The following is a 21,144-nucleotide window of genomic DNA, read 5'->3' on the forward strand; positions in this document are numbered from 1 at the left end:
CTACCTCACTTGATGCCGAGGGCGAGTGCGAACAGGAACGAGGGGGTGGTGCCGGTGACGGTCCACTTGGGCCGCCACCACGTGTCGGTGATCGGGCCGGGCACGCGCAGCACCTGGCCGCCGCGCGCGGTCGCCGCGGTGAACGTCGCGCGGCCGATCGCCGTGGTGAAGGCGTCGGAGTCGTCGGACTCGATCTCCACGGTGATGCTCGGCGTGTCGGTTCCCGCGACCGAGAGCACGTGCAGCGCGGCGTAGAGGTGCCGCCCGGCCGCGACCGCGCCCAGCTGCTGCGCGGTGCCGGTGCCGGTCGCGGTGCGGGCCGTGCCCGGCGGGTGGGCGAGCACGCCGCGCACCAGCGGCCAAGAGCCCCTCGCGCCGACGGTCCAGGGCGCGACGTCGCCGACCGCGCCGCCGAGCTTGTAGCTGCCACGCATCACCCGCGTCAGCCACGCCAGCGACCCGACCGCCGCTCCGTCCGGGCACGCCGTCCACGCACCCAGGCCGCCCAGCGCCGCCCACGTCTCGTCGTCGACCATGCCGGGGTCACCGGCCTGCCACTGGCCCTCTGCGCTGATCTCCGTGGCAGCCAGGCCACCGAGCACCTCCTTCCAGCCACGGGAGCCGAAGGAGGTGCGCTCCTTCTCCTCGACCTCGGCGACGACCTCGGCCTTGTTGGACTGCCCGGTCAGGTCCGCGCCACCGCTGAACAGCCGGACGTCGATCAGGATCAGTGCCACGGTCAGTCCCCCTTACCGATCACGCGGACGTCCCACTGGGCACCGAGGTACTGGGTGCCAGCGTGCTCGTACCAGCCGTAGCCGGTCACGGTCATCACGTGCAGCGAATCGCACGTGCCGCCTAGAGTGCGGTCGGCCTCGATGGCGGCCTTGACCGACTTGGGGCCGCTCGCGGCGAGGTACTGCTGCAGCTTGCGCTGACCGCTCTTGTCGTCGGCGCGCGACAGCAGCAGGCGGCAGCGCACCGGGTTGAACTCGACCCGGTTGCCGAAGGTGGTGTTGTAGGCGATCTCCAGGTCGACCGGCGCGAACGTCGGCGGTGAGATCGAGTCGGGCAGGAACGGGTGGCAGTTCAGGCCGGGGATGGTGTCCACGGCCTCGGCGAGGCCCTGGAACACCGCGGTGACGTCCACAGCAAACCCGCCTCCTCTCTGGTGGCAGGTCGGGAATGTCGTTGTGTGTCAGGCGAAACCGGGCAGCTCGAAACGCCCGATCATCGCCTTGACGTCGGGGTCGGCCTTGCTGACGCGGACCGGTCCCCACTCGGCCGAGGCCGTGACGCCCTCGGGGCTGTCCTTGCGCTTGTAGAGCCGGGCGGCCCAGATCAGGCACGCGCTGGTGATCTTCGCGGGTACTGCGGGCCAGCCCCACCGGGCGGTGACCCGCAGCTGCGTGCGACCCGCCGGCCACATCGTCGGGTGCAGCAGCTCGGTGATCGGCCAGCCGTCGACCAGGGCGTCGTCGGGGCCGAACTGCACACCGGTGATCGGCGACCAGGTGCCCGTCGACGAGCCGGACTCGACGAGCAGGTCGGCGGCCGAGCTGATGTCGGGAACGAGCAGCGCGTGCATCCCGGAGGCGTCCCACAGGGTGCGGCCGGCCGCGCGCAGGGTGCGCGCGACCGGCTCGGCGTCGACCCCGAAGGTGCGGCCGGTCTCGTCGTCGATGCCCCCGGACGCACTGGCCAGCGCCACCTGCAGCAGCTCGTCGTCCTCGGTGTTGTCGGGGTCGATGTTGAGCTGGTCCTTGAGCTGGGCGAGCGTGGCGTACAGGGCGGCGGGCATCAGCTCACCGTGTCTGCTGGCCGAGGTCGCCGCCACGCGGCGCCTGGTCGTGCTCGGACGGGGTGTAGCCGCGAGCGCGCAGCTGCTCGTCGACGTCCGCGACGCGCTTGTCCATGCCGCGCCCGACGTACCCGGCGCGCTCGCGCAGCAGCGCGGCGATCATCGGATCGCCGGTGCGGGCCACCGGCACCGCCCCGGCCGGGGCCGGGTAGGCGGGGTGCACCTCGGGCGGTGCCAGCTGCGAGGCCGGGCCGGTCGCTGAGACGGTGTTCGGGTCGACGGTCTGCGCCGGAACGCCAGCGCTCCCGGCGGGCACGCTCTCCGACGCGGCCGGGCCGTCACCGGGAGGCGCGGCGGGGGCGTTGGTCGTGCTCTCCAGCGCGGCCGGGCCGTCACCGGGCGACGTGGTGGGGGTGTTGGGCGCTGCGGCCTCGGTGGTCGCGGGCGGGGTCGGCTTGCGTGGTGCCATGACGCTGCTCCCGTCAGGTCTGGGCGGATCGGTGGGTGTGGAGGAGGGGCGCCGTCCGCCGGCGGCGCCCCTCCAGCTCGGGACGGTCGATCAGACGCCGGTGAACGCCGGCGTGATCAGGCCGGTACCGGACACCTTCTGCGCCTGCGGGTAGCGGGCGTGGGTGTAGGCGAAGTAGCCGTAGACGACCAGCAGCAGGCCGAGGGTGGCCGCCTTGGTCTGATCCGCGCGGATCAGCATCGGCGCGTTGGGGTCCTCCCACAGGTGGCACTCCTGCCGGTCCACCAGGTAGATCTCATCCTCGTTGGTCCCGGCGCCCAGGTTGATCGCGATGTTGTTGTCGACGACCACCGGAGTGCCGTTGGGCAGGATGCCGCGGATGCCGTTGCCGTAGCGCTCGGCGTAGTTCGCGCCGAGGGTCTGCGCGACGATGCCCGGCTGGGAGATCAGCGGGAACTTGGTCGACAGGCCCTGCTGCAGCCAGTACCACCGCCGGGAGTGCATGACTGCGAGGTTGTCCCCCGAGGCCATGTCCAGCAGCGACGCCTCGACCTTGGACAGGCCCTCGATCGTCTTGGGGTACAGCTCTTCGACGGTCGGGGTGGCGTCGGTGTAGGTCGTGGGCGTGGCCACGTTGGTCAGACCGGTGCCCGCCTGGTTGATGAGCTTGCTGTCCAGGTTGACCGCGTAGCGCCGGTAGAGGTCCTCCAGAATGGTGTCCTCGACCGCGACGCCACGATCGACGCCCTGCCGCGACACCGTCTGCTGACCGGCAGCGGTCTGCACCGGGATCGACAGCAGCGTGTCGTCGATGTCGCTCTCGGCGACCGCGGTGTTCTCCGCGGCCTGGTTGTCGACCGCGGTGCCCTGCGTGATCTTGCCGATGTTGACGACCATGCCCGTCTCGGGCAGGTCGTGGTGCCTGCACGCATCGGCGAACGGCCTGCCGGTGGTCGCGGCCGGGGCGAACAGCTCCGTCAGGTACTGCGGGATCACCAGACCGGTGAACGCGCCGGTACCCACCGCGCGCTCCTGCGCGAGGGCGACCGCCGCGCCGCGCTCCACGTGCTCCTCCTGCATGTGCCGCGCCAGGCGGCCCTGCGCGGCGTAGTCGCCGAGCGCGGCCGAGGCCACGTCGCGCGCGAACGCCGTGCCCCGCTTGTCGGTGTCGGGCCGGTAGGTGCGCTCCTCGGCGCCGACGCGGGCCACCTGGTCGTAGGCCGGGCGATCGGCACCGGGGGCGACCTGACGGGCCAAGCGGTCCGCAGCGTCGTCGCGCGCTTGCTCGGCCTCCAGGTCGGCGACGCGCGCCTGCAGCGCGTCGATCTCGGCGTCGAGCGCGTCCTTGGCGTCGCGCTCGACCTTGACGGCGGCCTCGTCGACGGTCGCGGCGGACCGCAGTGAGGCGAGCGTATCGGCGTGGGTGTTGCGAGCCTGCAGCTTGGTGGCCATCTGGCCCCGGAGCTGCGCGATGAGCTGGGCGATCGTCACGGGGACGTCGCTCCTCTCTCCCGCGCTGGGCGGGGATCGGTGATGCGGGTGATGACCTGCGGGCAGCAGGCGGTGACCCCGGACCAGGCGCGCGGCGCGGTGCGGGGTTCCTACGCGAAGCAGCAGGGCGAGGTGTGCGTCAGACGACGCGGTGCCGGGTGTCCTCGTCGGTGATCAGGACACGCGGAGTCGTGGGGGCGGCGAGCAGGCCGCGAGCGGCCAGGGCGGCGGCGGCGCGCTGCGCCTGGCGCTCGTCGAGACCGCGGACGAACTCGTCAACGTCGGCGCGCAGTCCCGAACCGCTGGTGTGCGGGTTCGCGCCGTAGCCGACGATCGCCACGTCGCCGCGGTGGATGTCGAAGGCGTCGATGCGGTACTCGGTGTAGTCCGGCGACCAGTGCCCCGAGGTGATCCGGAACTTGAACGACATCTCGTCGATCAGCCCGGACCGCAGCTTGGGCGCGATGTAGGCGACATCGTGGTCGGCGGGGTCCAGCTCGGGGGCGTGCACGCGCAGACCGTCGTCGCTCTCCTCCAGGATCAGCGACCCGTTGGTCGTGCGCGCGATGCGCCGCAGATCCTCGTGCTGCAGCACCAGGGGCACGTCGAGGTCGGCGCGCGCGAGGGTGTCGGAGGCGGCCCCGACACTGACGACCTCGGTGTATGGGCCGAAGAAGTCGTACATCTCGTAGCCGCGCTCGTAGACGGTGGCGAACCCGTCGAACTCCAGGCCGCCCCCGCTGGTGTCGCGCACGTGCAGGCCGCGCACGTGCGCGGAGACCCGCGCCGGTGAGGTCTCGGCCTCCGCGCAGCGCCGGCGGGAGGGCCGGTCGGCGCGGGCTGCGACCTGCGCGCTGCGGGCCTGCGCCGCCGACCGCAGGGTCAGCTCGTCGGTCATGGGGTCACTCCTGACGGTGCGGTGGTGGGCTGGGCGCGGGGCACGCCGAACAGACGGTCGAACTCGGCCAGCTGCTCGGCGGTGAACGGCTGGCGGTTGTCCAGCGCGCGAGCCTCGGACGGGGCGACCAAGCGGTCGCGCACCTGCTGGCCGAGCACCTTCGCGCGGGTCTCGGGGTCCATCGCCAGGACCACGTTGCGGTTGAGCTTCACGAACCGCGGCCGAGGCAGCCAGCGGCTCAGCGCCAGCTCGCGGCGGGTGACCGCCGGACCGATGTTGATGATGAGCAGCTGCAGGTTTCGCTGGCTGATCGAGGCGTAGGTGATCGAGCCGCTGGACACCGCGGCGTCGATGATGTCGCCCGGCACGCCGAAGAACCGGCCCACGTCACCGTTGGACAGGTTCTGCGCGGCGATGAAATTCGCATCGCTGGCGGTGGCCTGGATCGGCTTGTACTCCCAGTCCATGCCGTGCACGAACAGGTCCCCGTTGCCGACGCTCGCCTTAAACCGCTGCTTGATCACCTCGGCCTCGCGCGGGTTGACCGTCTTCGCGGTGTTCTTCAAGTCGCCGGCGGGGATCGCGCCACCGGCGAACCACTCCAGCGCGAACTGCTGCGCGGACAGCGACTGCTGAATCGACCACGCGGCGTAGGCCACCGGTGAGAGCCCCACGTGCAGGCCCGCGAGGGTGTACTGCCGCTCGTGCCACACCTCGCCGGGCTCGTACCACTTCCCGCTGATGCGGTACCCGGCGAGCTTGCCGCTGCGCACCACGACGGTGCAGCTGGCGAGGTCCTGCAGCTCGACGCGCGCGGGCAGTCCCATGCCGTCGACGGCGGTGATGATGCCGAAGCTGTTGCCCGCGCGGTCGAGGTCGACCTGCGAGGAGTACAGCCACTCGTGCATCGGCACCTCGGCCCCGCCGGGGTCCAGCAGCACCGGCGGCTTGGCGACCTCGACCTGCACACCGCCCACGTAGCGGTAGACGTCCACGGGCATGGTGGAGATCAGGTCGGCGCGCACCCGCAGCGCGGCCCACACGGCACTGTGCCGGAACGCTCCGGTGCCGGTCACCGACGGCGCTCCCGCGCGGCCACCGGCCCGCTCAGGCGGCACGGCAGCGTCACCAGTGGCCGCGGAGCGACGAGAGAACAGGCTCACGTGCGATCACCTCGCAGCCGCCGCCACCACACCGGCGCCAACGCCGGCGTGCCGATCCAGTCGATGACCCTCGCACCGCCGAACAGCACCACGCCGGCCACGGCAGTCGCGGCCCACCCGACGAGCGGGAACACCGCGGCGCCCGCGCCGAACGCCAGCAGCACCAGGGCGGCCAGGTCGATCAGCGTGGTCACGGTCTCGCGGGACATGCGCCCTCCCCTCACACGATCGAATCCAGCACGTCGTAGTCGTCGGCGACCAGCAGCGGCGCGCGGACCCGCAGGGCGTAGCGCGCCAGGGTCGCGGCGACCAGGGGGCTGATGTCGGCCTCGGCACCCTTGCGCGCCCACGCGATCGCGTCGGTGGTCTCGCGCACCTTCGCGACGGCGACTGCGTCGTCGAGCGGGTCCTGCCCGAGGTGGTGCACCGCGCTCTGCTTGACCGCGTCGAGCAGCTGCCCGCACGCCGCGGACATGTCCAGGAACGTCGCGATCAGCAGCTGACCGCGGCGTGGCTTCTCCGGGTCGTCCGGAACGGTGATGCCGGCCTCGGTCAGGTCGGTCTCCAAGCTGGCACCGGTGCCACGTCCCATCGCGATCGCGACCGGGTCGAGTACCTCGCGCAGCTCGACCAAGCGGGCGACGAGCCAGTCAGTACCCGCCCGGTAGTCCAGCACCTGCACGTGCCCGATGCCGTCCTCGCGGACCCCGTACAGGGCGATTGCCGCCCAGTCCCGGTTTGGGGCGATGTCCACGGCCAGGGCGACGTCGCCGACCCGACGCGAGTCCGGGTCGGCGAGCTGGTTCCACTGCGCAACGTTGATCGCGCCGCGGCTCTCCCGGCGGCGCGGCCACAGGCCGAGGCACTCGCGAGCGAAACCACGGCCACCGGAGGACCGCAGCGCCTTGCGCAGTCGGGTGATCTTGCCGATGGTCAGACGGCCCTGCGTCAGCGCCGGGTTGGCCTGCGCCCACAACCGGTGGTCGTTGAGGTCGATCTGGTCGAGCTGGTCCAGATCGCCCTCGATGCCCCAGTCGCGGTAGGCGAATGCGTCGTCGCCGCCCTCCTCGGCGCGCTCTTGCAGGGAGAACAGCACCTCGCCGCTGTTTGCGTCCAGCGGCGGCGACGACATGTAGATGAACTGCGGGTTCGGCCTGGCCAGCAGCGTGGGCATCAGCGCGTCCTGCTGCTCGGGGGTGAACGCGAACGCCTCGTCGATGATGTTCACGTCGCCGGAGAACCCCCGGCCGCTGCCCTTCGAGCGGGCGATGAACTTGATCCGGGCGCCGGTGTCCATCCGCTCGAACGCCTCGGCACCGTTGGCGCTCACGATCTTGATCAGCACGCCGTCGACGTCGACGAGCGTGTCGGAAATCTGCGTGCCCAGCGCGAGCAGCAGCGCCTTGACCCGGCGGTGCGCCTCCAACGCGGTCTTGACCTCGTGCGCCGACCACATGATCAGTTCTTCACCGAGCACCAGCAGCCCGGCCAGCGCCCGCGCTTCGAGGATGCCGCCCTTGCCGTTCTGGCGGGAGACCAGCTCGGCGTACTCGACGCACGCCCACAGCCCGTCCTGCTGACGCGCCATCATCAGCGTCAGCGACTGCTGCTGCCAGAAGTCAAGCGGCTTGCCCGCGCGCTTCATCAACTTGATGCCGATGCTGCCCAGCGAGTAGGCGTAGCTGGGCGCTACCTCAACCCGCGGGTGAGTCGCGACGGGCAGCGTGGTTGGCGAGCTGGATGAGGTCGGCAAGGCTCTCGCCCTCCTCCTCGCCAGCGGGCTCGGCCGAAGCGCCGGCCGACTCGGAGGCTGCGGCCGACCGCGTGGTCGTGGGTCGCGCCGCCGGCTTGTCGGCCTGACGGATCTCGCCGACGAGCTGCTTGAGCGCGACGGCCTGCTGCCGGGCCTCCACCAGCGCCCGGTCGACGATCACCACGACCTCGCGGTCGCGGTCGTCGTCGGGCAGCTCGATCTCCAGCCAGCCGCGGTCATCGCCGCGCAGCTGCGCGTCGAGCTTGTCGAGCCGATCGACGATCCGGCACGCCTCCAGCAGCAGCACCCGCTGCAACGCGGTCAGGGGCATCGCGCCGGTCACCTCGGACCACAGCGCACGCCCCGGAGCTTCCAGACCGCCGGTCTGTTCCCGCTGGTCAGACGCGGTGTCACGTGTGACGGGCGGCGTCACAACCGAGCAGCGGCCGACCACGCAAATCGAGTGATCACCCCTCCTGTGCAGGCGATATCTGCGCGTGCGCAGCGCTGCCGGGTCGGCCATCTCGCCCCCAATTTTCAGACCGGGGGGAGAGACGGGGGAGGTTGGGCGCGGGGTGGGCCTGCCGCACTGTCCAAAAAGACCCGGAGTGCGTTTCCGCAGGTCAGAGCCTTGCGCTTGGGATGGGTGTTTCCGCAGGTCACAGCCCTGCCGGAGCCCGGTCGGCACTGGTCAGACGGTTCGGGGATCGACGATCAAGGGTGTGCGGCGCTGCGCCCGGCCGGCCCGGCTGCGGTTGCTGCGGCCGGTGTTGCACGAGCGGTGCGCCAGGCGGACGTTGTCCCGGTCCAGCACCGCGCCGCCGTCGCGCAGCGCGTGCACGTGGTCGACGGTGCGCGAGCGCGGGTGCCCGGTGTGCAGGTCCTGGTCGACCCACTGCCCGCAGATCCAGCAGTGCGTTTCCTCGGCGCACACGCGGGCCTGCATCGTGCGCCAGGGGCGACCGGCGCGCAGCCGCTCGCAGCACCGCCCACAGCGCACGCTGGTGGCCGGTCCGCCGCAGTCCATGCACGGACGCCGGACCGACAGAGCGCGCTCGTCCTGGGCGCTCTCAGCGCGGGCGTACCACTGGCGGATGGCCTGGAACGTCCCCGGTGGACGGCGAGCGGCACGGGCTCGGCGCTGGCACTCGTCGATGCCGGGGTCGACCAGGCGCACGGTCGCGCCGAGGCGGGCGGCCAGGGCCTCGCGCTGCCGGGCGCGCGGGGCGCAGCGCACGACGTAGGCGGTGATCTCACGATGGTCGGCCGCGAGCGCGGCCAGATGGGCGCGCGTCCGCTGCTCGGCGAGCCGGGTGATGTACGGGGTGTGCATGTGCGTCCGGCTACTGCCGAGCTGCCGGGCGATCAGGTCCCGGTCTATGACCAGGTCGCCCGGCCGCGCCAACTCGTGCGCCAGCGTGGATTTGCCGCTGCACGGCGGACCCGCGATCAGCAGCACGGACCGCGCCACGGCGACCACCCCCCGACAGCGCGATGCCCCGGCTCCGAGGGGCGGAGCCGGGGCATCGGGCTAGGTGGTTGCTGGGCACACGTCACCAACAGTCGGTGACTGTACGTTGGCCGCAGGTCAGCGAGCAAGCGGGGTCATCCGAGGTGCGGATCGTTGGGGTCGCCAGCGGCGCGCAGGATCTCGGTGACGTTGCGCCGGGCAATGCCGGCGGCCTCGGCGAGGTGGTCACCAGTGGCACCAGCGGCCTTGGCCATGACCATCGCGCGGTTGCGGCGGGAGCGCGCCTGGGCGACGGCCCGTTCGAGCTGGGCGAGTTCCTCGGCGTACTCGCGCACGGTGGTCAATTCGGTCTCGGGTCGAGGTGACGGCTTGCGCGGCATGGCGTGCTCCGGGATTCTGGTCTTGGAGTTCGTTCCTCGGCCCCGGCCCGCGAGTGCAGATCGCGGCCGGGGCTTCTCCGTGAGGAAGGCCGGATGCCGGGGCGGCACCTGGTGGGTGCCGCCCCGGTATCACCGGGTTATCCGATCAGGCCACCGGAGATCAGCCCGTGCAGGCTGGTCCGGACGGACTTGACGTTGACCTCCAGCCGGAACCGGCGGTCGTGGTCGTTGTCCTTGCCCCGCCAGTCGTAACGGCTGGCGACCACCTTGATGCGGGTCCTCACCATGTCCGACGTCGGGGCCGGAATGTCCGCCTGAGTCGGGGTGAGGAACACCGTCACCGTGATCGTGTTGCCGACGACTGCAACGATGATCGCGGCGTTGAGGGGCAGTTGCCCCTCTGCGCGGTCGGCGGTGAGGTCCCGCAGGATTCGACCGGCGACGACGTGGAGAGTGTCGTCGATCGACTCGCGGTAGCGCACCCCGTACCAGCGGTCATCGCGGAACAGGTCACTCATCGGAGTTCCTTCCTCTATGGAGTTAGCCCCGGTTCGGGGTGGTGCAGCACCCCGGTTCGGGGCCGTCCCGTTCGGGACTCCTCAATAATAGGATGCTGCATCCCACTATCGCAAGTGGATTCATGGGATGCAGCATCACGGCTTGGTTACGGCTCGCCCCGGCGCTCCAGCTCCTCCACCCCCGCACGCACCAGCTCCTGCGCCCGTTGGGCGCTGGCGGCGTAGCCGTAGAGGTGCACGACCCTCGCGCCGAGCACCGACGACGCCAGGCCGGCAGCCTCCTGATCGACCCGCACCGACTCCACGACCGGCACCGGCCGCCCGTCCAGCACGAGCACCGACGCCCCCTCCAGTCGCACCGGCTGCCCGACCTCGGGAGTGAACCCGGCGCGCAGCACGGCCTGACAGCGCCAGGTGTGCACCACGGTCCAGCGTTGCCCCGACGAGCAGACCGGGACCTGCTGCGCGTCGTGCCCGGTGCCCAGCTCGGCGGCCATCGCGACGGCCTGCTGCTGCTCCTGCACGACCGCCAGCACCTCGTCGGGCACGGTCGCGGGGTTGCGGCGCACGACCGCCCACGCCGAGCGCTCGGAATCCACCACCAGGTCGTCCTCTCTGTCATCGGGGCGCAGCTCGTCATAGGTCGCCTGCGCCTCGCCCAGGTCTCGCAACACGCGACCACCGTGCCGGTAGCGCGTCCAGCTGTACTTGCTGGCCCAGTACCGGATCGTCCCGCGCGGCACTCCGAAGTGCACCGCCAGGGCCTCGTCGTCGACGAGACGTTTCCGGGGCTTGATCACCTGCTCCTGACCTCCATCTGCTCGGCCAGGGCCAGCCACTTGCGGCGCGGCCACACCGCCCCGCAGCCGCCGCACTCCAGATCCCCGACCATCGGGTACCACAGCGGGTAGTCGCACAGCAGGTCCGCGTCGCCGACCTCGTAGACCTCGGGGCAGTGCCCGACCGGCCAGGTGCGCTCGGCACCGGTGAGCGAGCGCAGCTCGTCGCGCACCAGGCGCACCGCCCAGCACAGCCAGCCCGCCCACTGCTGACGCAGCGCGAGGTCGTCGTGCGCGGCGATGGCGCGGCACACCACGGCCACCGACCCGCCACCGCCGCGGCGGTAGAACACGCGGCGGCCGTCGACGACGGGCGGGCTGGCGCGGCCGGCGAGCGCGTCGAGCAGCAGGACGCGGTAGCCGCCGAGCGCGTCGAGCGGGTGGATCAGGTCGCCGGGCTCGACCCACACTGACCGCGGATCGCGCAGCGCCAGGTACGTGAGGTCCAGCGGCGCACCGGCCGCGATACCTGGTGGACGCCGGATCGGCTCGCCCTTGCGGCCGAACAGCAGCTCGGGGTCGTCGAGGTCGTCCCAGAGGTCGGGGACCTCGGTCAGCGCGTTGCGCAGCTCCTCGCGGCACCAGCCGCACACCCGGCTACCGCTGAGGGCCAGGCGCGCACCGTGGCGTCGACGAGCACACGCCGGCGTGATGCACGTCAGCGTGAAGTCGAGCGGGTCCAGACCGGTCGTCACCCGGTCACCTGCTCGCGGCGGGCCAGCTCGGCGCGCAGGGCCTCGACGGGCACCTGGTCCAGGCCGTACCAGCGGACGTCCTCGCCGTCGACCACGACGTCGGAGGTGCCGACGTTGAGGTGCAGCTGCGCGGTGGGCCGCTGCCCGACCGCGAGGCGGACCGTGGCGCTGTAGATGCCGGGCACGGGCACGCCGTGCTCGTCGACCACCAGGCCGGTGGGGTGCTCTGGGGTGGTGTGGATGCGGATGCTCTTCACCGGTGGGTCCTCCTCGTACGGCGGCGGGTGCGGTTGCGGTAGGCGTGCCCGTCGATGGGCAGCGGCCGGGGGCGGTGGGTGTCGCGCTGCTCGTCGACGAGCCGGGAGAGCGCCGCGCCGAGAACGGCGAGGGCCGGGCCGAGCCCGTCGACGAGCGCCTGCCACATCGGCGCGACGGCGCGCGCGAGCGCGGCCCGCAGCGGCTCGGTGTCGACCTGCACGGTCACGGTCAGCCGACCAGGCTGCACGGTGACGTCGCCGAGGTCGGCCAGGCGCTCGATCACGGCGGCCGGGGCGGGGTGGCCCAGCGCGGCGAGGTCGACCGGGACACGCCGCAGTCGGGCCGGGGCGCGCTCGACGAGCATGGTGCAGTCGCGCCCGCAGTAGGGGCCGAGCCAGGACCAGGCGCTGCCGCAGCAGCCCGGTCGCAGGCAGGGGATCTCGCTCATGAGTGGTGCTCCTCGGATGGTGCGTGCGGTCGGGGTCAGTGGCGGTGGCGGGACCAGAGATGGCCGTACCGGCAGGACTCGCGGTGCGGCACGTGCAGGCGCTGGCCAGCTGCGCGGGCGCCGGTGACCTGGCCGGGGGTGAGCAGCACGCAGCGCACGCCGCGGTCGTCGACGTGCAGGGTCACCAGCGCGGCGTCCTGGCCCTCCGACGGATCGGCGTCGACGGGCACCCGGTCGCCCGCGGGGTTGAGCGCCCACACGATCGGCCGGTGGCAGTGCGAGCACGGCTCGCGGTGGGCGGTGAGGTCGCGGCGCAGCCGGTCGGCCGAGACGAGGTGAGCGCGGCGGGCCGGGGGCTCGTCGACGGGCACGGCCGGACCGGTCGGCGCGGCGTCCGGGTTCGCGGCGTCGGCGGCGAGCAGCCGGTGCGCGTGCGCGGGTGGCCCGGTCAGCTCGCGGCCCTCGCTGTCGACGCACGGCTGCTCGACCTCGGCGCGGCACCCGCGCGGCCGTGCGGACGGGTCCGGCCGGTGCTCCTCGGGACGGGCGCACCGCCAGGCGTTGCAGCCGCACGGGAGCAGCAGGCAGGCGACGGTCAGGGCGTGCTCGCGGGCCTGCCACCACTCGAACGACTTGGCGTTGGGGCTGGGTGTGCGGCGTGCGGTCATGTAGGTCTCACCTCCGGTGGCGCGGGCGGGCTGGTCTGCGGAGCTGGTGGGCGGGATCGGCCGTGGTAGATGTCCGGTTCGCTGGCGGCCCTGACGGGCTGGCCCAGGGCTCCGGTGCGGGGCGACCTGGGCGGTAGCCGGTCCCCGACCCGACCCGGACCCTTCGCGGGCTGTGACGGGCGCTGATCCGCCTGTTCAGCGGTGTGCTGCGGTGATGGCTGTGCCCTGGTGTCGTCGTCGGGAGCAGCGCCTGGTGGTGATCCGGGATCAGTGCGCCGTTCAACGCCGCGATCAACGTCGTGTTGTTGATCGGTGGCTGATCCGGCGTTGATCTGATCGCTGATCGCGAGGTGGTCCGCGGCGGTCATCAGCGGCAGGTCGCGGGTCACCGGCGGGCGGTCGGCCCACTCGGCGATCTGCGCGGCGGTGGGCACGGGCAGCAGCGCCATGTCGGCCTCGGCCGGGGTGCGCTTGCCCTTGAACTCGTTGCAGCGGGCGCAGCAGGTGACCAGGTTGGACTCGTCGCCACCGGCGTCCAGGTCCGGGTCGACGTGGTCGAAGTGCAGCACCTTGCGCCGGTCCTTGGCCCTGCCGGACTTCTTGTTCAGCACGCCACTGCCGCAGTACCGGCAGCAGCCGCCGTCACGCAGCCAGACGCGGTGGCGCAGGGCGGTGTCGCGCAGTTCGGCCTTCTGCCGGGTGCGGCGGTCCTGCTCCTTGCGGCTGGCGTTCCGCTTCAAGAAGCGGTGGATGCGGTAGGTGAACCCATCAATCCAGCTGTCGCCGAGGCACTCGCACTCGTCGCCGCGCTTGTGGAGCTTCGGGGCGTGACCGAGCACGCTCATCGTCAGCAGGGTGAGCACGCGGCGGCTGGACGCCCAGCGCTGGGCGGTCTGCTCGGTGAGATAGCCGTCGTGGCGCTGGTGGGCGCTCTTGGCACACAGCCGTTGGTAGGACGCTTGCAGGGCGTCGATGAGCGCGGCCTTGCCCTCGGCGAGGACCTCCCACGCGGGATCGTCGGCAAACTCGTCGCCGGTCAGGAAGTAGCTCACGCCGCACCTGCACGGGCGGCGCGGAGGCGGCGGGTCTTGGCGCGCTGGTACACGCGCTCGCCCCACCGGACCCACGGGGTGCGGTCGCCGTGGTGGGCGCGGCGGTGTGCCTCGCGGGCCACCAGGTGCAGCAGCTGCTCGGCGTCGGGCTCGGTGTCGCCGATGAGGCGGTCGAGAACGTCGACGTCGGTGCGCGGCTGGGCGAGCGTGGTGGCCAGCTCGGCGACGGCGCGCGGGTCGTGGCGGGCGAGGGCGGTCAGGTCGGCGACGAGCGCGGCGCGGCCGTCGCGGACGACGTCGCGCACGAGGCGCTGCGCGGTGCGCGTGAGCCAGGCGGCGGTGTGCATGGTGGCTCCGGGTTGTGCGTGGTGTGGATGCGGGTCGGCGGTCGGTGCCCCAGAGGAACTCGGGGCACCGACCGCCAGGGCGGAAGCGGGTCAGCCAGCGGCGCGGAGCACCCCGGCGACGGCGAGGCCGGCCGCGACGTTCGCGGCCTGCTCGTCGGTGACGGGCACGCCGAGGCCGCGCAGCTGGTCGCGGATCAGGTCGGTGGTGATGGCCAGCGCGGCGGCGGTTGCCGCAGTGGACAACTCGGCCGCGCGGGCGTCGTGTGCCAGGCGCTGCCCGGCGAACGCGCCGACGTGCAGCGCGCTGGTCATGGTGAGCCGGTACGTCTGGGCGGCGCCGTTGAGCGAGGCGATCGCGGCCACGATCGCCATGCCGGCGGTGTCGCGCAGGTGTGGCGCGAAGTGGGGCGCGATGTCGGCGGCGAGGTTGTCGCCGATGCGCACGCAGTCGTCGCCCTGCGCCCGTTGCCGGGCCAGCTCCAGCAGCCCGGCCTCGACGTCGTAGACCGGGCGGCGCGAACGGTCAGGCATGGGACTCCTCGTGGTCGATGGCGAGCTGGCTGGTTTGGTTGCGCAGGTGCGCGAGGATCTGGCGGGCCTGGCTGGTGGGCACGTCGTGCCCGGCCAGCTCGGACAGCCGGGCCGCCAGGGCGGGGCGGCCGATGCTCGGGTGCTCGGCGATCACCTGGCGGGCGGCGTCTAGGTGGCGCTGCCAGTCGCCGGGCGCTGGCTGGCGCTGGCTGGCGGGAATGGCGCGGGCTGGTTGGCTGGCGGGGATGACCACCCGCAGCCGATCGCTCAGGTCGAGCCGGGGTGCGGGCGGGCTGGCCGGGGTGGCGAGCACGGTGTGCGGGTCGCCCGCCGGACTGGTCACCACGATCACCCGCCCGGCCCACGGGTTGCCTGCTGGCGGGCGTGGGCTGGCGGGCTCGGCCGCGCGCGTCTTGGCGGGCGGGCGGACGGCGCGGGCCGCCAGCTGCAGCACGTGCAGCAGCGCGAACAGGGTCAGGGGCGGGACGCTGCCGACGCCCATCTGGACGGCCACGTGCGGGCGGTGCCCGCCGTCGATCAGCCAGTGGTAGAGGCTGTTGCCCGCCACCGATAGGACGATGGCGGTCAGCGCCAGCCAGCGCGCCGCACGGCGCACCTCGTGTGGCATTCGCGCGTCGAGCCAGACCGCGGTCGCCACCACGCCGGTGGCATCCAGCGACAGCGGCCACAGGTACGCCAGCCAGCCGTCGATCCTGGACAGCCGAGCCAGCCCGGCGAGTCCGCTGAACGACAGCACCAGCGACCCGCCGATCGGAACGGCGGCGAACAGGCGCACCAGCAGGCCGAGGCGCTCGCGGCCGGGGCGGCGGCTCACAGCCCGGCCTCGATCCGGTCGGCCAGCCGGTGCAGCGTCCGCACTGCCTGGCGGTCCAGGCCGAGGCCGTGCATGGTCGCCAGCTCGGCCAGCGTCGCGCGCACGGCCTCCATCGCCAGCAGCACGTCGGTCCCGTACTGCCGCGCCACGGTGATCGAGACCGAGTCGACCAGCTCGTGCACGGCGTCGTCGATCTCGGTGTCGGTCGGCGGGCTACTGGTGGTCACCAGGTACCTCCTCGGTGGTGGTCGGGGCGTCGAGCTGGCGGGCGAGCTGGCGGGCGCGGGCGACATCGCGGGCGTGTTCGTCGCGGACGGCGGGCAGCCCGGCCAGCCACTCGGCCTCTGGGCCGGGCTGGCTGGCGCGCTCGGCCAGCAGGCCGAGCACCGCCAGCACCAGCACCGCCAGCACCACCAGACCGACCAGCACGGCCACCACCCAGGGCGACAGCCGGTGCAGGACCTCGGTCACGACCGCCACCACCCGTGACGGCGGTCGGCCCACAGCAGGATCAGCAGGACCACGACCGTCGACAGCGATCCGACAACCAGCCCGGCCGGGGTCGGGCCGCCCCGTACCAGGGCGGCCCGACCGGCGAACGCGACGACGCTCATGGCGATGAGCGACCACACCAGCGGCGCGAGCAGCTCGGCCACCGCGGTGGCGAGGTCGACCATCAGCAGCGCCGCGCGCCTACCCACGACCGCTCCCGGACCGCTGGGCACGCTCGGCGTGGCCCTCCCAGATGTAGGCGCGGTCATGGTGGTGCTCGGCCGCAGCAGCCAGCGCGCGCCCGGTGATCCGGTCACCGGCGTGGAAGGCGTGGGTCGACGCCGCGTCGTAGGCGTCGCCGATCGCCCGGTGCGCGGCGGCCACGTCGGCGGCCGGGGGCGGCACGACGGCGACGGCCTGGCCGAGCGCGATGTGCGCGGCGTCCAGCGTGTCGGCGAGCGCGGCCAGGGCACCGGTGGGCGCGGCCATCACCGCTCACCCGCCTCGACGCACAGCGGCAGCGCCAGCAGCGCGGCCTCCAGCTCCAGACCGCGCACGACCTCGGCGATCGCGCGGGTGGCGTCCTGCATCGCCCACCGCGCCGGGGAGTGCTCGTCGTAGGTCAGCGCGGCGCGGTCGTAGGCCACGGCCAGGGCCTGCCACGCGGCGATCACGCGCTCGTGCCGGGCCACGGCCTCGGTGCGGGGCACACCCACCGCCGGGGCCGTGCCGCCGAGCACCAGGGCCAGCTCGGCGCGGGCGTCCAGGACCGCGCGGACGGCGGCGGAGCGCCGCAGCGGGCGGCTCACCGGTCACCACCGGTGGCAGCGTCGAACGCGCCGCGCCGCCACAGGTCGACGAGCAGGAGCAGTCCACTGCGCAGGACGTCGACCAGCGCGTCGAACCCGCCCGCGCTGTACCGCGCGGTGATGACGTCCAGGGCGGCGTCGACGTCGCCAGCCAGGGCCGCCGCGGTCCCCTGCAGCACGGCGGCCCGGTCCTGGTCCTCGCCCTGGCCGAACGCGCCGCCCGCCCACGACTGACCGTTCGGCGGAACGTCGCGCAGTTCGCTGAACCCGCTCGCGGCGATGGTCAGCGTGAGAGCGGCGAGATCGAACACACGAGCGAACGTCGCCTCGTCGTCCTCGGACATGCCGATCAGGTCGTCGAGCGCGGCCAGGCCCTCGGCCGTGTTGCCCTTCGCGTACAGGCGCACCACGCGCAGGTAGGCCAGGGCGAGCTGTGCGGCCTGCTCGTCGGTCGGCTCCGGGGCGTTCACGCCAGCCGCCCGGAGATCGAGGCGTGCTCGGAGTCCTCGACGGCGGCCAGCTCGGCGGCCCGCAGCTGGTCGTCCAGCTGCTCCAGCGTCGCCAGCAGCGCGGTCGGCAGGGACGTCCGCTCCGGCAGGGCACGGTAGACGGTGTGCACCGCGGCGATCGCCTCGCGGATCTCCGCGCTCAGGTAGCCGTGGCGGAGCCGGTCGGCCGCCGTCCAGCGGGTCGGCGTGACCGGGACCGCCTCGGCGGGCTCGGCCAGGCGGTGCCGTCCTGCCCGCTCTGCGGGCGGTGCGGCCGGGGTCGTGGCGCGGAACCACGGCGAGTCCTCTGGTTGGATGGTGGTGGTCATGGAGATGAGTCCTCCGTGGTCAGGGCCGTCCGTTGCCGCGGGCGGCCCGTTCGTTGTGCGGGACTGTGGCGGTCAGGCGTCGGTGTCGGTGATGCCCAGCAGGGTGCGCAGCTCGGCCGTGACGACGCGGTAGCCGGTGCCGACGCGCAGGACGCGCACGGGGTACTGCCCGCTGCGCGCGAGGGTGTAGCCCTTGCTGCGGCCGAGGCCGAGCACTCGGTTGGCGACGGGCAGCGGGATCGACACCGGCAGTGCGCGCACCTCGGCCTCGGTCATGCCGGTTGTGGTGGTCACGTGTCGGCCCTCGTCAGGCGCTCAGCCAGCTCCGCCTGTTGCTGGATGTCGACCGGCCTGATGCCGAGCGCGAGCGCCCATGCGGTCAGGAGGCGCCTGGACGCGCGCTTGTGTCCCAGCTCCACGTTGAGCAGGGCGTCGGGGTGGACCTGCACGCCGCGCTCGGCGATCCGCTCGGCGAGCTGGGGGGAGGTCAGGCCGTGCGCCTCCCGCAGGCTGCGGAGACTGACCATCGGGGGGAGTTGGTGCATACCGACATCTAACGACAGGTACCGACAGGAGTCAATCAGTAATGCGGAAAGCTATCGCTATCTGTCGAAGTTGAGCAGTGCATACGGGTTACGGGGTGCATCCGAGCGTGTGACGTGCGTACTGATGGTGGTACCTGTCGTTACCTGTCGTGGGATGCTGTCGCCATGAGCAGACAGGGAGCCGGTCTCGACTGGGACCGACTGGCGCGCGCGGTCGTCGATCGGCGCACGCGCCTGGATCTCACGCAGGAGGCGGTGTACGCGGCCGGCGGCCCCTCCACGGTGACGCTGCGCTACATCGAGAGCAGTGGCCGTACCCGCTACCAACCGCTGATCCTGGCTCGTCTGGAACGCGCGCTCGGATGGGAGGCCGGCAGTGTCGACCGCATCCTGAGGGGAGGTAACCCCGTCCTCGCGCAGCCGGATGAGGCGCTACCCGGAGAGGATGTCGATCCGGCGGTGAACGTGGAGGCCGACGAGGTCGACGCGGCCGTGCGGATTCTGGAGTCGGTACGCGCTGCGTTCAGTCCAGCGGTGTTTGCCGCAGCACTGCGCACCCTGGGTGCGCAGATGGTGGATGTAGCCGGACAGAGTCACACGGAGCGTGTGAACGAGAGGTGACAGTGCACTCCATTCGAGTGTAGTTGCTCGCTCAAATGTTCGGACAGGTAACAACAGGGTTGCCCCCGTAGATAGGCGTCGTGCACCCTCCCATGAACATGGGAGACGATCTACGGGGGACGACTTGTCGAGATTTCGATTCGTGACGCTGTTCGTGGCCTCGCTGCTGACGCTGGCCGCACTGCTGGACTTACTAGCTGCCAGGTCAGGCGTGGAAAACGCTCTATTCGAGTTGCACTTCGGGCACCTCGTACGGAATGCCGCAAGCGTAGCGTGGGTGGGATATTTTCTTGCGACCGTCCGTGACGATCTCGCTGATCTGATGATCGGCAACCGCGATATCACGAACTCTCACCTGCGTCGCCTCGAAAAACGAATCAACGATCTTTCCGATGCGGCGCACACCGCATCTACCGCAGATGCCGCGACAAAGCGCCCATCTCGATCACACCCACACCTGACGTCGGTCGAGCGCAACTAACGCGCTCCTCCTAGGCATCCGCGTCGGGTAATCCAACGCGCCTAGGGGTTACGGAGGAATCATGCGAGGCCGCGTCTACCGACGGTGCGGGTGCAGAGACCCGCAGACGGGCCGCCAGCTCGGCCAGCAGTGCCCGCAGCTGCGCTCCCGTCGCCACGGATACCACGCCGTGCGCCAGGAGCTGCCGCCCCGCGCGGACGGCAGCCGTCGGTCGTTCAGCCGGTCCGGCTACGACAGCAACGGTGACGCCGTCGAGGACCTCGACCGCGTCCGCGCCCTGCTCGCCATCCCAGCCACCGACGACAGCCACGCGCTCCGGCTCGTCGGCGACCTGCTGGAGCAGACCTCCAGGAACAAGACGCCGATCCCGGAGCACGACGAGGTTGCGCGCCAGATACGGCGGCTGCACACCGGCCAGCAGTCGGACTCGCGGATCACGGTCGCGGAGTACCTCGACACCTGGCTGAGTGGCAGGCGCAAGCCCCGCCCGAGCACGATGCGCAGCTACGAAAGTCATGTGCGCGTCCACATCACGCCAGCGCTCGGCGCCATCCGCCTGGACCGGCTGAGTACGGCTGCGGTCAGTGAGATGTTCGAGCGGATCGCCGAGCAGAACGCGGAAATCCTGGAGAGCAACGCCTTGAGACGGGACGCAGCCGCCCGCCTCAAGGCGACCCGCGGGCGAGCTGAGCGGGCAGCCATCCGCGCCGAGCTAGCGGCCCTACCACCGTTCCGCCGCATCACCGGGGCGACCACTCAGCACCGCATCCGCGCGACGCTCCGCAAGGCGCTCAACGACGCGATCCGTGAGCAGAACACCGGGATCGCGTTCAACCCCGCCAAGTGGGTCGAACTCGAATCTGAGACACGGCCGACGGCGCTGGTGTGGACCCCGGACCGGGTTGCGCAGTGGCGGGAGACCGGCGACAGGCCATCGCCCGTGATGGTCTGGACGCCAGAGCAGGCCGGCGCCTACCTCGACCACGTGGCCGGTGATCGCCTCTACGCGCTGTGGCACGTGGCGGTTTTCCGTGGCCTGCGCCGCGGTGAGGCTTGCGGCATCAGGTGGACCGATTTCGATGCGGCGGCCGGCACGCTCACCATCAGCGAGCAGCTCGTGCAGCTCGGCAGCGTGATCGCCGCCAGCGAGCCGAAGAGCCGCGCGGGGCATCGCGTCATCGCCCTGGACGAGGAGACGGTGACGGTACTGCGTCGGCACCGCACGCAGCAGCGGGCCGACCAGATGGCGTGGGGGCCGGCGTGGCAGGGCAGCGGCAGGATCTTCACGCGGGAGGACGGCAGCCAACTCGTGCCCGACTGGGTGACCGACCGGCACGAGCGGCAGCAGGGGGAGACCGACCTACCTCCGGTGCGGATGCACGACCTGCGGCACACGGCGGCGTCGCTGATGCTCGCGGCCGGCGTCGACATCACGGTCGTGCAGGAGACGCTCGGACACTCGTCGAGCACGCTCACCCGTGACACCTACACGAGCGTTTTCCCTTCTGTGGCAAGGGATGCGGCCGAGGCGACCGCCCGTACGGTGCCCCGGCGGGCGCGAGGCGGGTGAGCGCGATGTGCGCGCGGTGTGTGCACGGACGCCTGTGGACGATTCAGCACCGAGCAACACGCAGGTCCGGCAGGACCCCGTGTGACCTGCGAAAATTCCGGACTGAGCAAGCAGGCTTAGCACACACCAACACGGAAAGGAACTGTCTTTTAATCCGCGGGTTCGGGGTTCGATCCCCCGGCGGCCCACCAC

At 72.1% G+C, this 21,144-nt stretch carries 34 protein-coding genes; 3 read left to right on the plus strand and 31 right to left on the minus strand.

Annotation, left to right across the window (positions count from 1 at the left end):
• Positions 1-5: 5 nt before the first annotated feature.
• From IMZ35_RS29295 to IMZ35_RS29445, 31 genes are all read right to left on the minus strand, one after another.
• Entirely contained in the window at positions 6-737 is a 732-nt protein-coding gene (locus IMZ35_RS29295; protein WP_199444458.1) for a hypothetical protein, read from the minus strand.
• A 2-nt stretch (positions 738-739) separates the two neighbouring features.
• Positions 740-1,150 carry a hypothetical protein gene (locus tag IMZ35_RS29300; protein ID WP_307869004.1) on the minus strand — a complete coding sequence of 137 codons (411 nt, stop codon included), beginning with the start codon at positions 1,148-1,150 and terminating at the stop codon, positions 740-742.
• Between the two features lie 48 nt (positions 1,151-1,198).
• A complete protein-coding gene (locus IMZ35_RS29305) occupies positions 1,199-1,801 on the minus strand; it encodes a head-tail connector protein (RefSeq protein WP_199444459.1) in 603 nt (200 codons plus the stop codon).
• 4 nt (positions 1,802-1,805) lie between these two features.
• Positions 1,806-2,270 carry a hypothetical protein gene (locus tag IMZ35_RS29310; RefSeq protein ID WP_199444460.1) on the minus strand — a complete coding sequence of 155 codons (465 nt, stop codon included), beginning with the start codon at positions 2,268-2,270 and terminating at the stop codon, positions 1,806-1,808.
• A gap of 90 nt (positions 2,271-2,360) precedes the next feature.
• Positions 2,361-3,761, minus strand: a complete 1,401-nt coding sequence (locus IMZ35_RS29315; protein ID WP_199444461.1) for a phage major capsid protein — start codon at positions 3,759-3,761, stop codon at positions 2,361-2,363.
• A gap of 139 nt (positions 3,762-3,900) precedes the next feature.
• Complete coding sequence (locus IMZ35_RS29320; protein ID WP_199444462.1) at positions 3,901-4,659, minus strand: HK97 family phage prohead protease; 759 nt, start codon at positions 4,657-4,659, stop codon at positions 3,901-3,903.
• Entirely contained in the window at positions 4,656-5,822 is a 1,167-nt protein-coding gene (locus tag IMZ35_RS29325) for a phage portal protein (RefSeq protein ID WP_199444463.1), read from the minus strand. The genes IMZ35_RS29320 and IMZ35_RS29325 overlap by 4 nt, the downstream gene beginning before the upstream one ends.
• A complete protein-coding gene (locus IMZ35_RS29330; RefSeq protein WP_199444464.1) occupies positions 5,819-6,031 on the minus strand; it encodes a hypothetical protein in 213 nt (70 codons plus the stop codon). The genes IMZ35_RS29325 and IMZ35_RS29330 overlap by 4 nt, the downstream gene beginning before the upstream one ends.
• A gap of 11 nt (positions 6,032-6,042) precedes the next feature.
• Entirely contained in the window at positions 6,043-7,575 is a 1,533-nt protein-coding gene (locus IMZ35_RS29335) for a terminase large subunit domain-containing protein (RefSeq protein ID WP_199444465.1), read from the minus strand.
• Positions 7,517-8,098 carry a hypothetical protein gene (locus IMZ35_RS29340; RefSeq protein WP_199444466.1) on the minus strand — a complete coding sequence of 194 codons (582 nt, stop codon included), beginning with the start codon at positions 8,096-8,098 and terminating at the stop codon, positions 7,517-7,519. Before IMZ35_RS29340 ends, IMZ35_RS29335 begins: the two co-directional genes overlap by 59 nt.
• 168 nt (positions 8,099-8,266) lie before the next feature.
• Positions 8,267-9,046 (minus strand): AAA family ATPase, encoded by a 780-nt coding sequence (locus IMZ35_RS29345; RefSeq protein ID WP_199444467.1) that lies wholly within the window; start codon positions 9,044-9,046, stop codon positions 8,267-8,269.
• A gap of 134 nt (positions 9,047-9,180) precedes the next feature.
• Positions 9,181-9,426 (minus strand): hypothetical protein, encoded by a 246-nt coding sequence (locus tag IMZ35_RS29350; protein ID WP_199444468.1) that lies wholly within the window; start codon positions 9,424-9,426, stop codon positions 9,181-9,183.
• A 137-nt stretch (positions 9,427-9,563) separates the two neighbouring features.
• Positions 9,564-9,944 (minus strand): hypothetical protein, encoded by a 381-nt coding sequence (locus IMZ35_RS29355; RefSeq protein ID WP_199444469.1) that lies wholly within the window; start codon positions 9,942-9,944, stop codon positions 9,564-9,566.
• Positions 9,945-10,090: 146 nt separating this feature from the next.
• Positions 10,091-10,744 (minus strand): hypothetical protein, encoded by a 654-nt coding sequence (locus tag IMZ35_RS29360; RefSeq protein WP_199444470.1) that lies wholly within the window; start codon positions 10,742-10,744, stop codon positions 10,091-10,093.
• The gene (locus tag IMZ35_RS29365) at positions 10,741-11,478 is read right to left on the minus strand and encodes a hypothetical protein (protein WP_199444471.1); all 738 of its coding nucleotides are present in this window, start codon (positions 11,476-11,478) and stop codon (positions 10,741-10,743) included. Before IMZ35_RS29365 ends, IMZ35_RS29360 begins: the two co-directional genes overlap by 4 nt.
• Positions 11,475-11,735: a hypothetical protein gene (locus tag IMZ35_RS29370; RefSeq protein WP_199444472.1), complete on the minus strand. Its 261-nt coding sequence runs from the start codon at positions 11,733-11,735 to the stop codon at positions 11,475-11,477. The genes IMZ35_RS29365 and IMZ35_RS29370 overlap by 4 nt, the downstream gene beginning before the upstream one ends.
• On the minus strand, positions 11,732-12,184 hold the full coding sequence (locus tag IMZ35_RS29375) for a hypothetical protein (RefSeq protein WP_199444473.1): 453 nt from the start codon (positions 12,182-12,184) through the stop codon (positions 11,732-11,734). The genes IMZ35_RS29370 and IMZ35_RS29375 overlap by 4 nt, the downstream gene beginning before the upstream one ends.
• A gap of 35 nt (positions 12,185-12,219) precedes the next feature.
• The gene (locus IMZ35_RS29380; RefSeq protein ID WP_199444474.1) at positions 12,220-12,852 is read right to left on the minus strand and encodes a hypothetical protein; all 633 of its coding nucleotides are present in this window, start codon (positions 12,850-12,852) and stop codon (positions 12,220-12,222) included.
• On the minus strand, positions 12,849-13,904 hold the full coding sequence (locus IMZ35_RS29385; protein WP_199444475.1) for an HNH endonuclease: 1,056 nt from the start codon (positions 13,902-13,904) through the stop codon (positions 12,849-12,851). The genes IMZ35_RS29380 and IMZ35_RS29385 overlap by 4 nt, the downstream gene beginning before the upstream one ends.
• Positions 13,901-14,251: a hypothetical protein gene (locus tag IMZ35_RS29390; protein ID WP_199444476.1), complete on the minus strand. Its 351-nt coding sequence runs from the start codon at positions 14,249-14,251 to the stop codon at positions 13,901-13,903. The genes IMZ35_RS29385 and IMZ35_RS29390 overlap by 4 nt, the downstream gene beginning before the upstream one ends.
• 90 nt (positions 14,252-14,341) lie before the next feature.
• Complete coding sequence (locus tag IMZ35_RS29395) at positions 14,342-14,782, minus strand: hypothetical protein (protein WP_199444477.1); 441 nt, start codon at positions 14,780-14,782, stop codon at positions 14,342-14,344.
• Positions 14,775-15,617: a DUF2637 domain-containing protein gene (locus IMZ35_RS29400; RefSeq protein WP_199444478.1), complete on the minus strand. Its 843-nt coding sequence runs from the start codon at positions 15,615-15,617 to the stop codon at positions 14,775-14,777. The genes IMZ35_RS29395 and IMZ35_RS29400 overlap by 8 nt, the downstream gene beginning before the upstream one ends.
• On the minus strand, positions 15,614-15,844 hold the full coding sequence (locus tag IMZ35_RS29405; RefSeq protein ID WP_199444479.1) for a hypothetical protein: 231 nt from the start codon (positions 15,842-15,844) through the stop codon (positions 15,614-15,616). The genes IMZ35_RS29400 and IMZ35_RS29405 overlap by 4 nt, the downstream gene beginning before the upstream one ends.
• Positions 15,831-16,088 (minus strand): hypothetical protein, encoded by a 258-nt coding sequence (locus IMZ35_RS29410; protein ID WP_199444480.1) that lies wholly within the window; start codon positions 16,086-16,088, stop codon positions 15,831-15,833. Before IMZ35_RS29410 ends, IMZ35_RS29405 begins: the two co-directional genes overlap by 14 nt.
• Positions 16,085-16,318, minus strand: coding sequence for a hypothetical protein (locus tag IMZ35_RS29415; RefSeq protein WP_199444481.1), 234 nt, complete (start codon positions 16,316-16,318; stop codon positions 16,085-16,087). Before IMZ35_RS29415 ends, IMZ35_RS29410 begins: the two co-directional genes overlap by 4 nt.
• Positions 16,311-16,598: a hypothetical protein gene (locus IMZ35_RS29420; protein ID WP_199444482.1), complete on the minus strand. Its 288-nt coding sequence runs from the start codon at positions 16,596-16,598 to the stop codon at positions 16,311-16,313. Before IMZ35_RS29420 ends, IMZ35_RS29415 begins: the two co-directional genes overlap by 8 nt.
• Positions 16,598-16,918 carry a hypothetical protein gene (locus tag IMZ35_RS29425; protein ID WP_199444483.1) on the minus strand — a complete coding sequence of 107 codons (321 nt, stop codon included), beginning with the start codon at positions 16,916-16,918 and terminating at the stop codon, positions 16,598-16,600. Before IMZ35_RS29425 ends, IMZ35_RS29420 begins: the two co-directional genes overlap by 1 nt.
• Positions 16,915-17,388, minus strand: coding sequence for a hypothetical protein (locus tag IMZ35_RS29430; protein WP_199444484.1), 474 nt, complete (start codon positions 17,386-17,388; stop codon positions 16,915-16,917). Before IMZ35_RS29430 ends, IMZ35_RS29425 begins: the two co-directional genes overlap by 4 nt.
• Positions 17,385-17,735 carry a hypothetical protein gene (locus IMZ35_RS29435; protein WP_199444485.1) on the minus strand — a complete coding sequence of 117 codons (351 nt, stop codon included), beginning with the start codon at positions 17,733-17,735 and terminating at the stop codon, positions 17,385-17,387. Before IMZ35_RS29435 ends, IMZ35_RS29430 begins: the two co-directional genes overlap by 4 nt.
• 72 nt (positions 17,736-17,807) lie before the next feature.
• Positions 17,808-18,029, minus strand: coding sequence for a DNA-binding protein (locus IMZ35_RS29440; RefSeq protein ID WP_307869010.1), 222 nt, complete (start codon positions 18,027-18,029; stop codon positions 17,808-17,810).
• A complete protein-coding gene (locus IMZ35_RS29445) occupies positions 18,026-18,262 on the minus strand; it encodes a helix-turn-helix domain-containing protein (RefSeq protein ID WP_199444486.1) in 237 nt (78 codons plus the stop codon). Before IMZ35_RS29445 ends, IMZ35_RS29440 begins: the two co-directional genes overlap by 4 nt.
• Before the next feature lie 183 nt (positions 18,263-18,445).
• Here IMZ35_RS29445 and IMZ35_RS29450 point away from each other — a divergent pair, with 183 nt between their 5' ends.
• The 3 genes from IMZ35_RS29450 to IMZ35_RS29460 all read left to right on the plus strand — a co-directional run bounded on the left by IMZ35_RS29450 (position 18,446) and on the right by IMZ35_RS29460 (position 20,952).
• Positions 18,446-18,901 carry a hypothetical protein gene (locus IMZ35_RS29450; protein WP_199444487.1) on the plus strand — a complete coding sequence of 152 codons (456 nt, stop codon included), beginning with the start codon at positions 18,446-18,448 and terminating at the stop codon, positions 18,899-18,901.
• A 142-nt stretch (positions 18,902-19,043) separates the two neighbouring features.
• Positions 19,044-19,382 carry a hypothetical protein gene (locus IMZ35_RS29455; RefSeq protein WP_199444488.1) on the plus strand — a complete coding sequence of 113 codons (339 nt, stop codon included), beginning with the start codon at positions 19,044-19,046 and terminating at the stop codon, positions 19,380-19,382.
• 169 nt (positions 19,383-19,551) lie between these two features.
• Positions 19,552-20,952 carry a tyrosine-type recombinase/integrase gene (locus IMZ35_RS29460; protein WP_199444489.1) on the plus strand — a complete coding sequence of 467 codons (1,401 nt, stop codon included), beginning with the start codon at positions 19,552-19,554 and terminating at the stop codon, positions 20,950-20,952.
• Positions 20,953-21,144: the final 192 nt, after the last annotated feature.

Origin of the sequence: Umezawaea beigongshangensis (assembly GCF_016464305.1) — a bacterium.
Taxonomy (GTDB): Bacteria; Actinomycetota; Actinomycetes; order Mycobacteriales; family Pseudonocardiaceae; genus Umezawaea_A; species Umezawaea_A beigongshangensis.

What these genes read in the sequence shown, in the direction of transcription:
- IMZ35_RS29305 (WP_199444459.1), bottom strand. Translation starts at nt 1,801, where the DNA reads ATGCCCGCCGCCCTGTACGCCACGCTCGCCCAGCTCAAGGACCAGCTC.
- IMZ35_RS29310 (WP_199444460.1), bottom strand. Translation starts at nt 2,270, where the DNA reads ATGGCACCACGCAAGCCGACCCCGCCCGCGACCACCGAGGCCGCAGCG.
- IMZ35_RS29320 (WP_199444462.1), bottom strand. Translation starts at nt 4,659, where the DNA reads ATGACCGACGAGCTGACCCTGCGGTCGGCGGCGCAGGCCCGCAGCGCG.
- IMZ35_RS29330 (WP_199444464.1), bottom strand. Translation starts at nt 6,031, where the DNA reads ATGTCCCGCGAGACCGTGACCACGCTGATCGACCTGGCCGCCCTGGTG.
- IMZ35_RS29340 (WP_199444466.1), bottom strand. Translation starts at nt 8,098, where the DNA reads ATGGCCGACCCGGCAGCGCTGCGCACGCGCAGATATCGCCTGCACAGG.
- IMZ35_RS29350 (WP_199444468.1), bottom strand. Translation starts at nt 9,426, where the DNA reads ATGCCGCGCAAGCCGTCACCTCGACCCGAGACCGAATTGACCACCGTG.
- IMZ35_RS29355 (WP_199444469.1), bottom strand. Translation starts at nt 9,944, where the DNA reads ATGAGTGACCTGTTCCGCGATGACCGCTGGTACGGGGTGCGCTACCGC.
- IMZ35_RS29375 (WP_199444473.1), bottom strand. Translation starts at nt 12,184, where the DNA reads ATGAGCGAGATCCCCTGCCTGCGACCGGGCTGCTGCGGCAGCGCCTGG.
- IMZ35_RS29380 (WP_199444474.1), bottom strand. Translation starts at nt 12,852, where the DNA reads ATGACCGCACGCCGCACACCCAGCCCCAACGCCAAGTCGTTCGAGTGG.
- IMZ35_RS29390 (WP_199444476.1), bottom strand. Translation starts at nt 14,251, where the DNA reads ATGCACACCGCCGCCTGGCTCACGCGCACCGCGCAGCGCCTCGTGCGC.
- IMZ35_RS29395 (WP_199444477.1), bottom strand. Translation starts at nt 14,782, where the DNA reads ATGCCTGACCGTTCGCGCCGCCCGGTCTACGACGTCGAGGCCGGGCTG.
- IMZ35_RS29420 (WP_199444482.1), bottom strand. Translation starts at nt 16,598, where the DNA reads ATGGCCGCGCCCACCGGTGCCCTGGCCGCGCTCGCCGACACGCTGGAC.
- IMZ35_RS29435 (WP_199444485.1), bottom strand. Translation starts at nt 17,735, where the DNA reads ATGACCACCACCATCCAACCAGAGGACTCGCCGTGGTTCCGCGCCACG.
- IMZ35_RS29445 (WP_199444486.1), bottom strand. Translation starts at nt 18,262, where the DNA reads ATGGTCAGTCTCCGCAGCCTGCGGGAGGCGCACGGCCTGACCTCCCCC.
- IMZ35_RS29450 (WP_199444487.1), top strand. Translation starts at nt 18,446, where the DNA reads ATGAGCAGACAGGGAGCCGGTCTCGACTGGGACCGACTGGCGCGCGCG.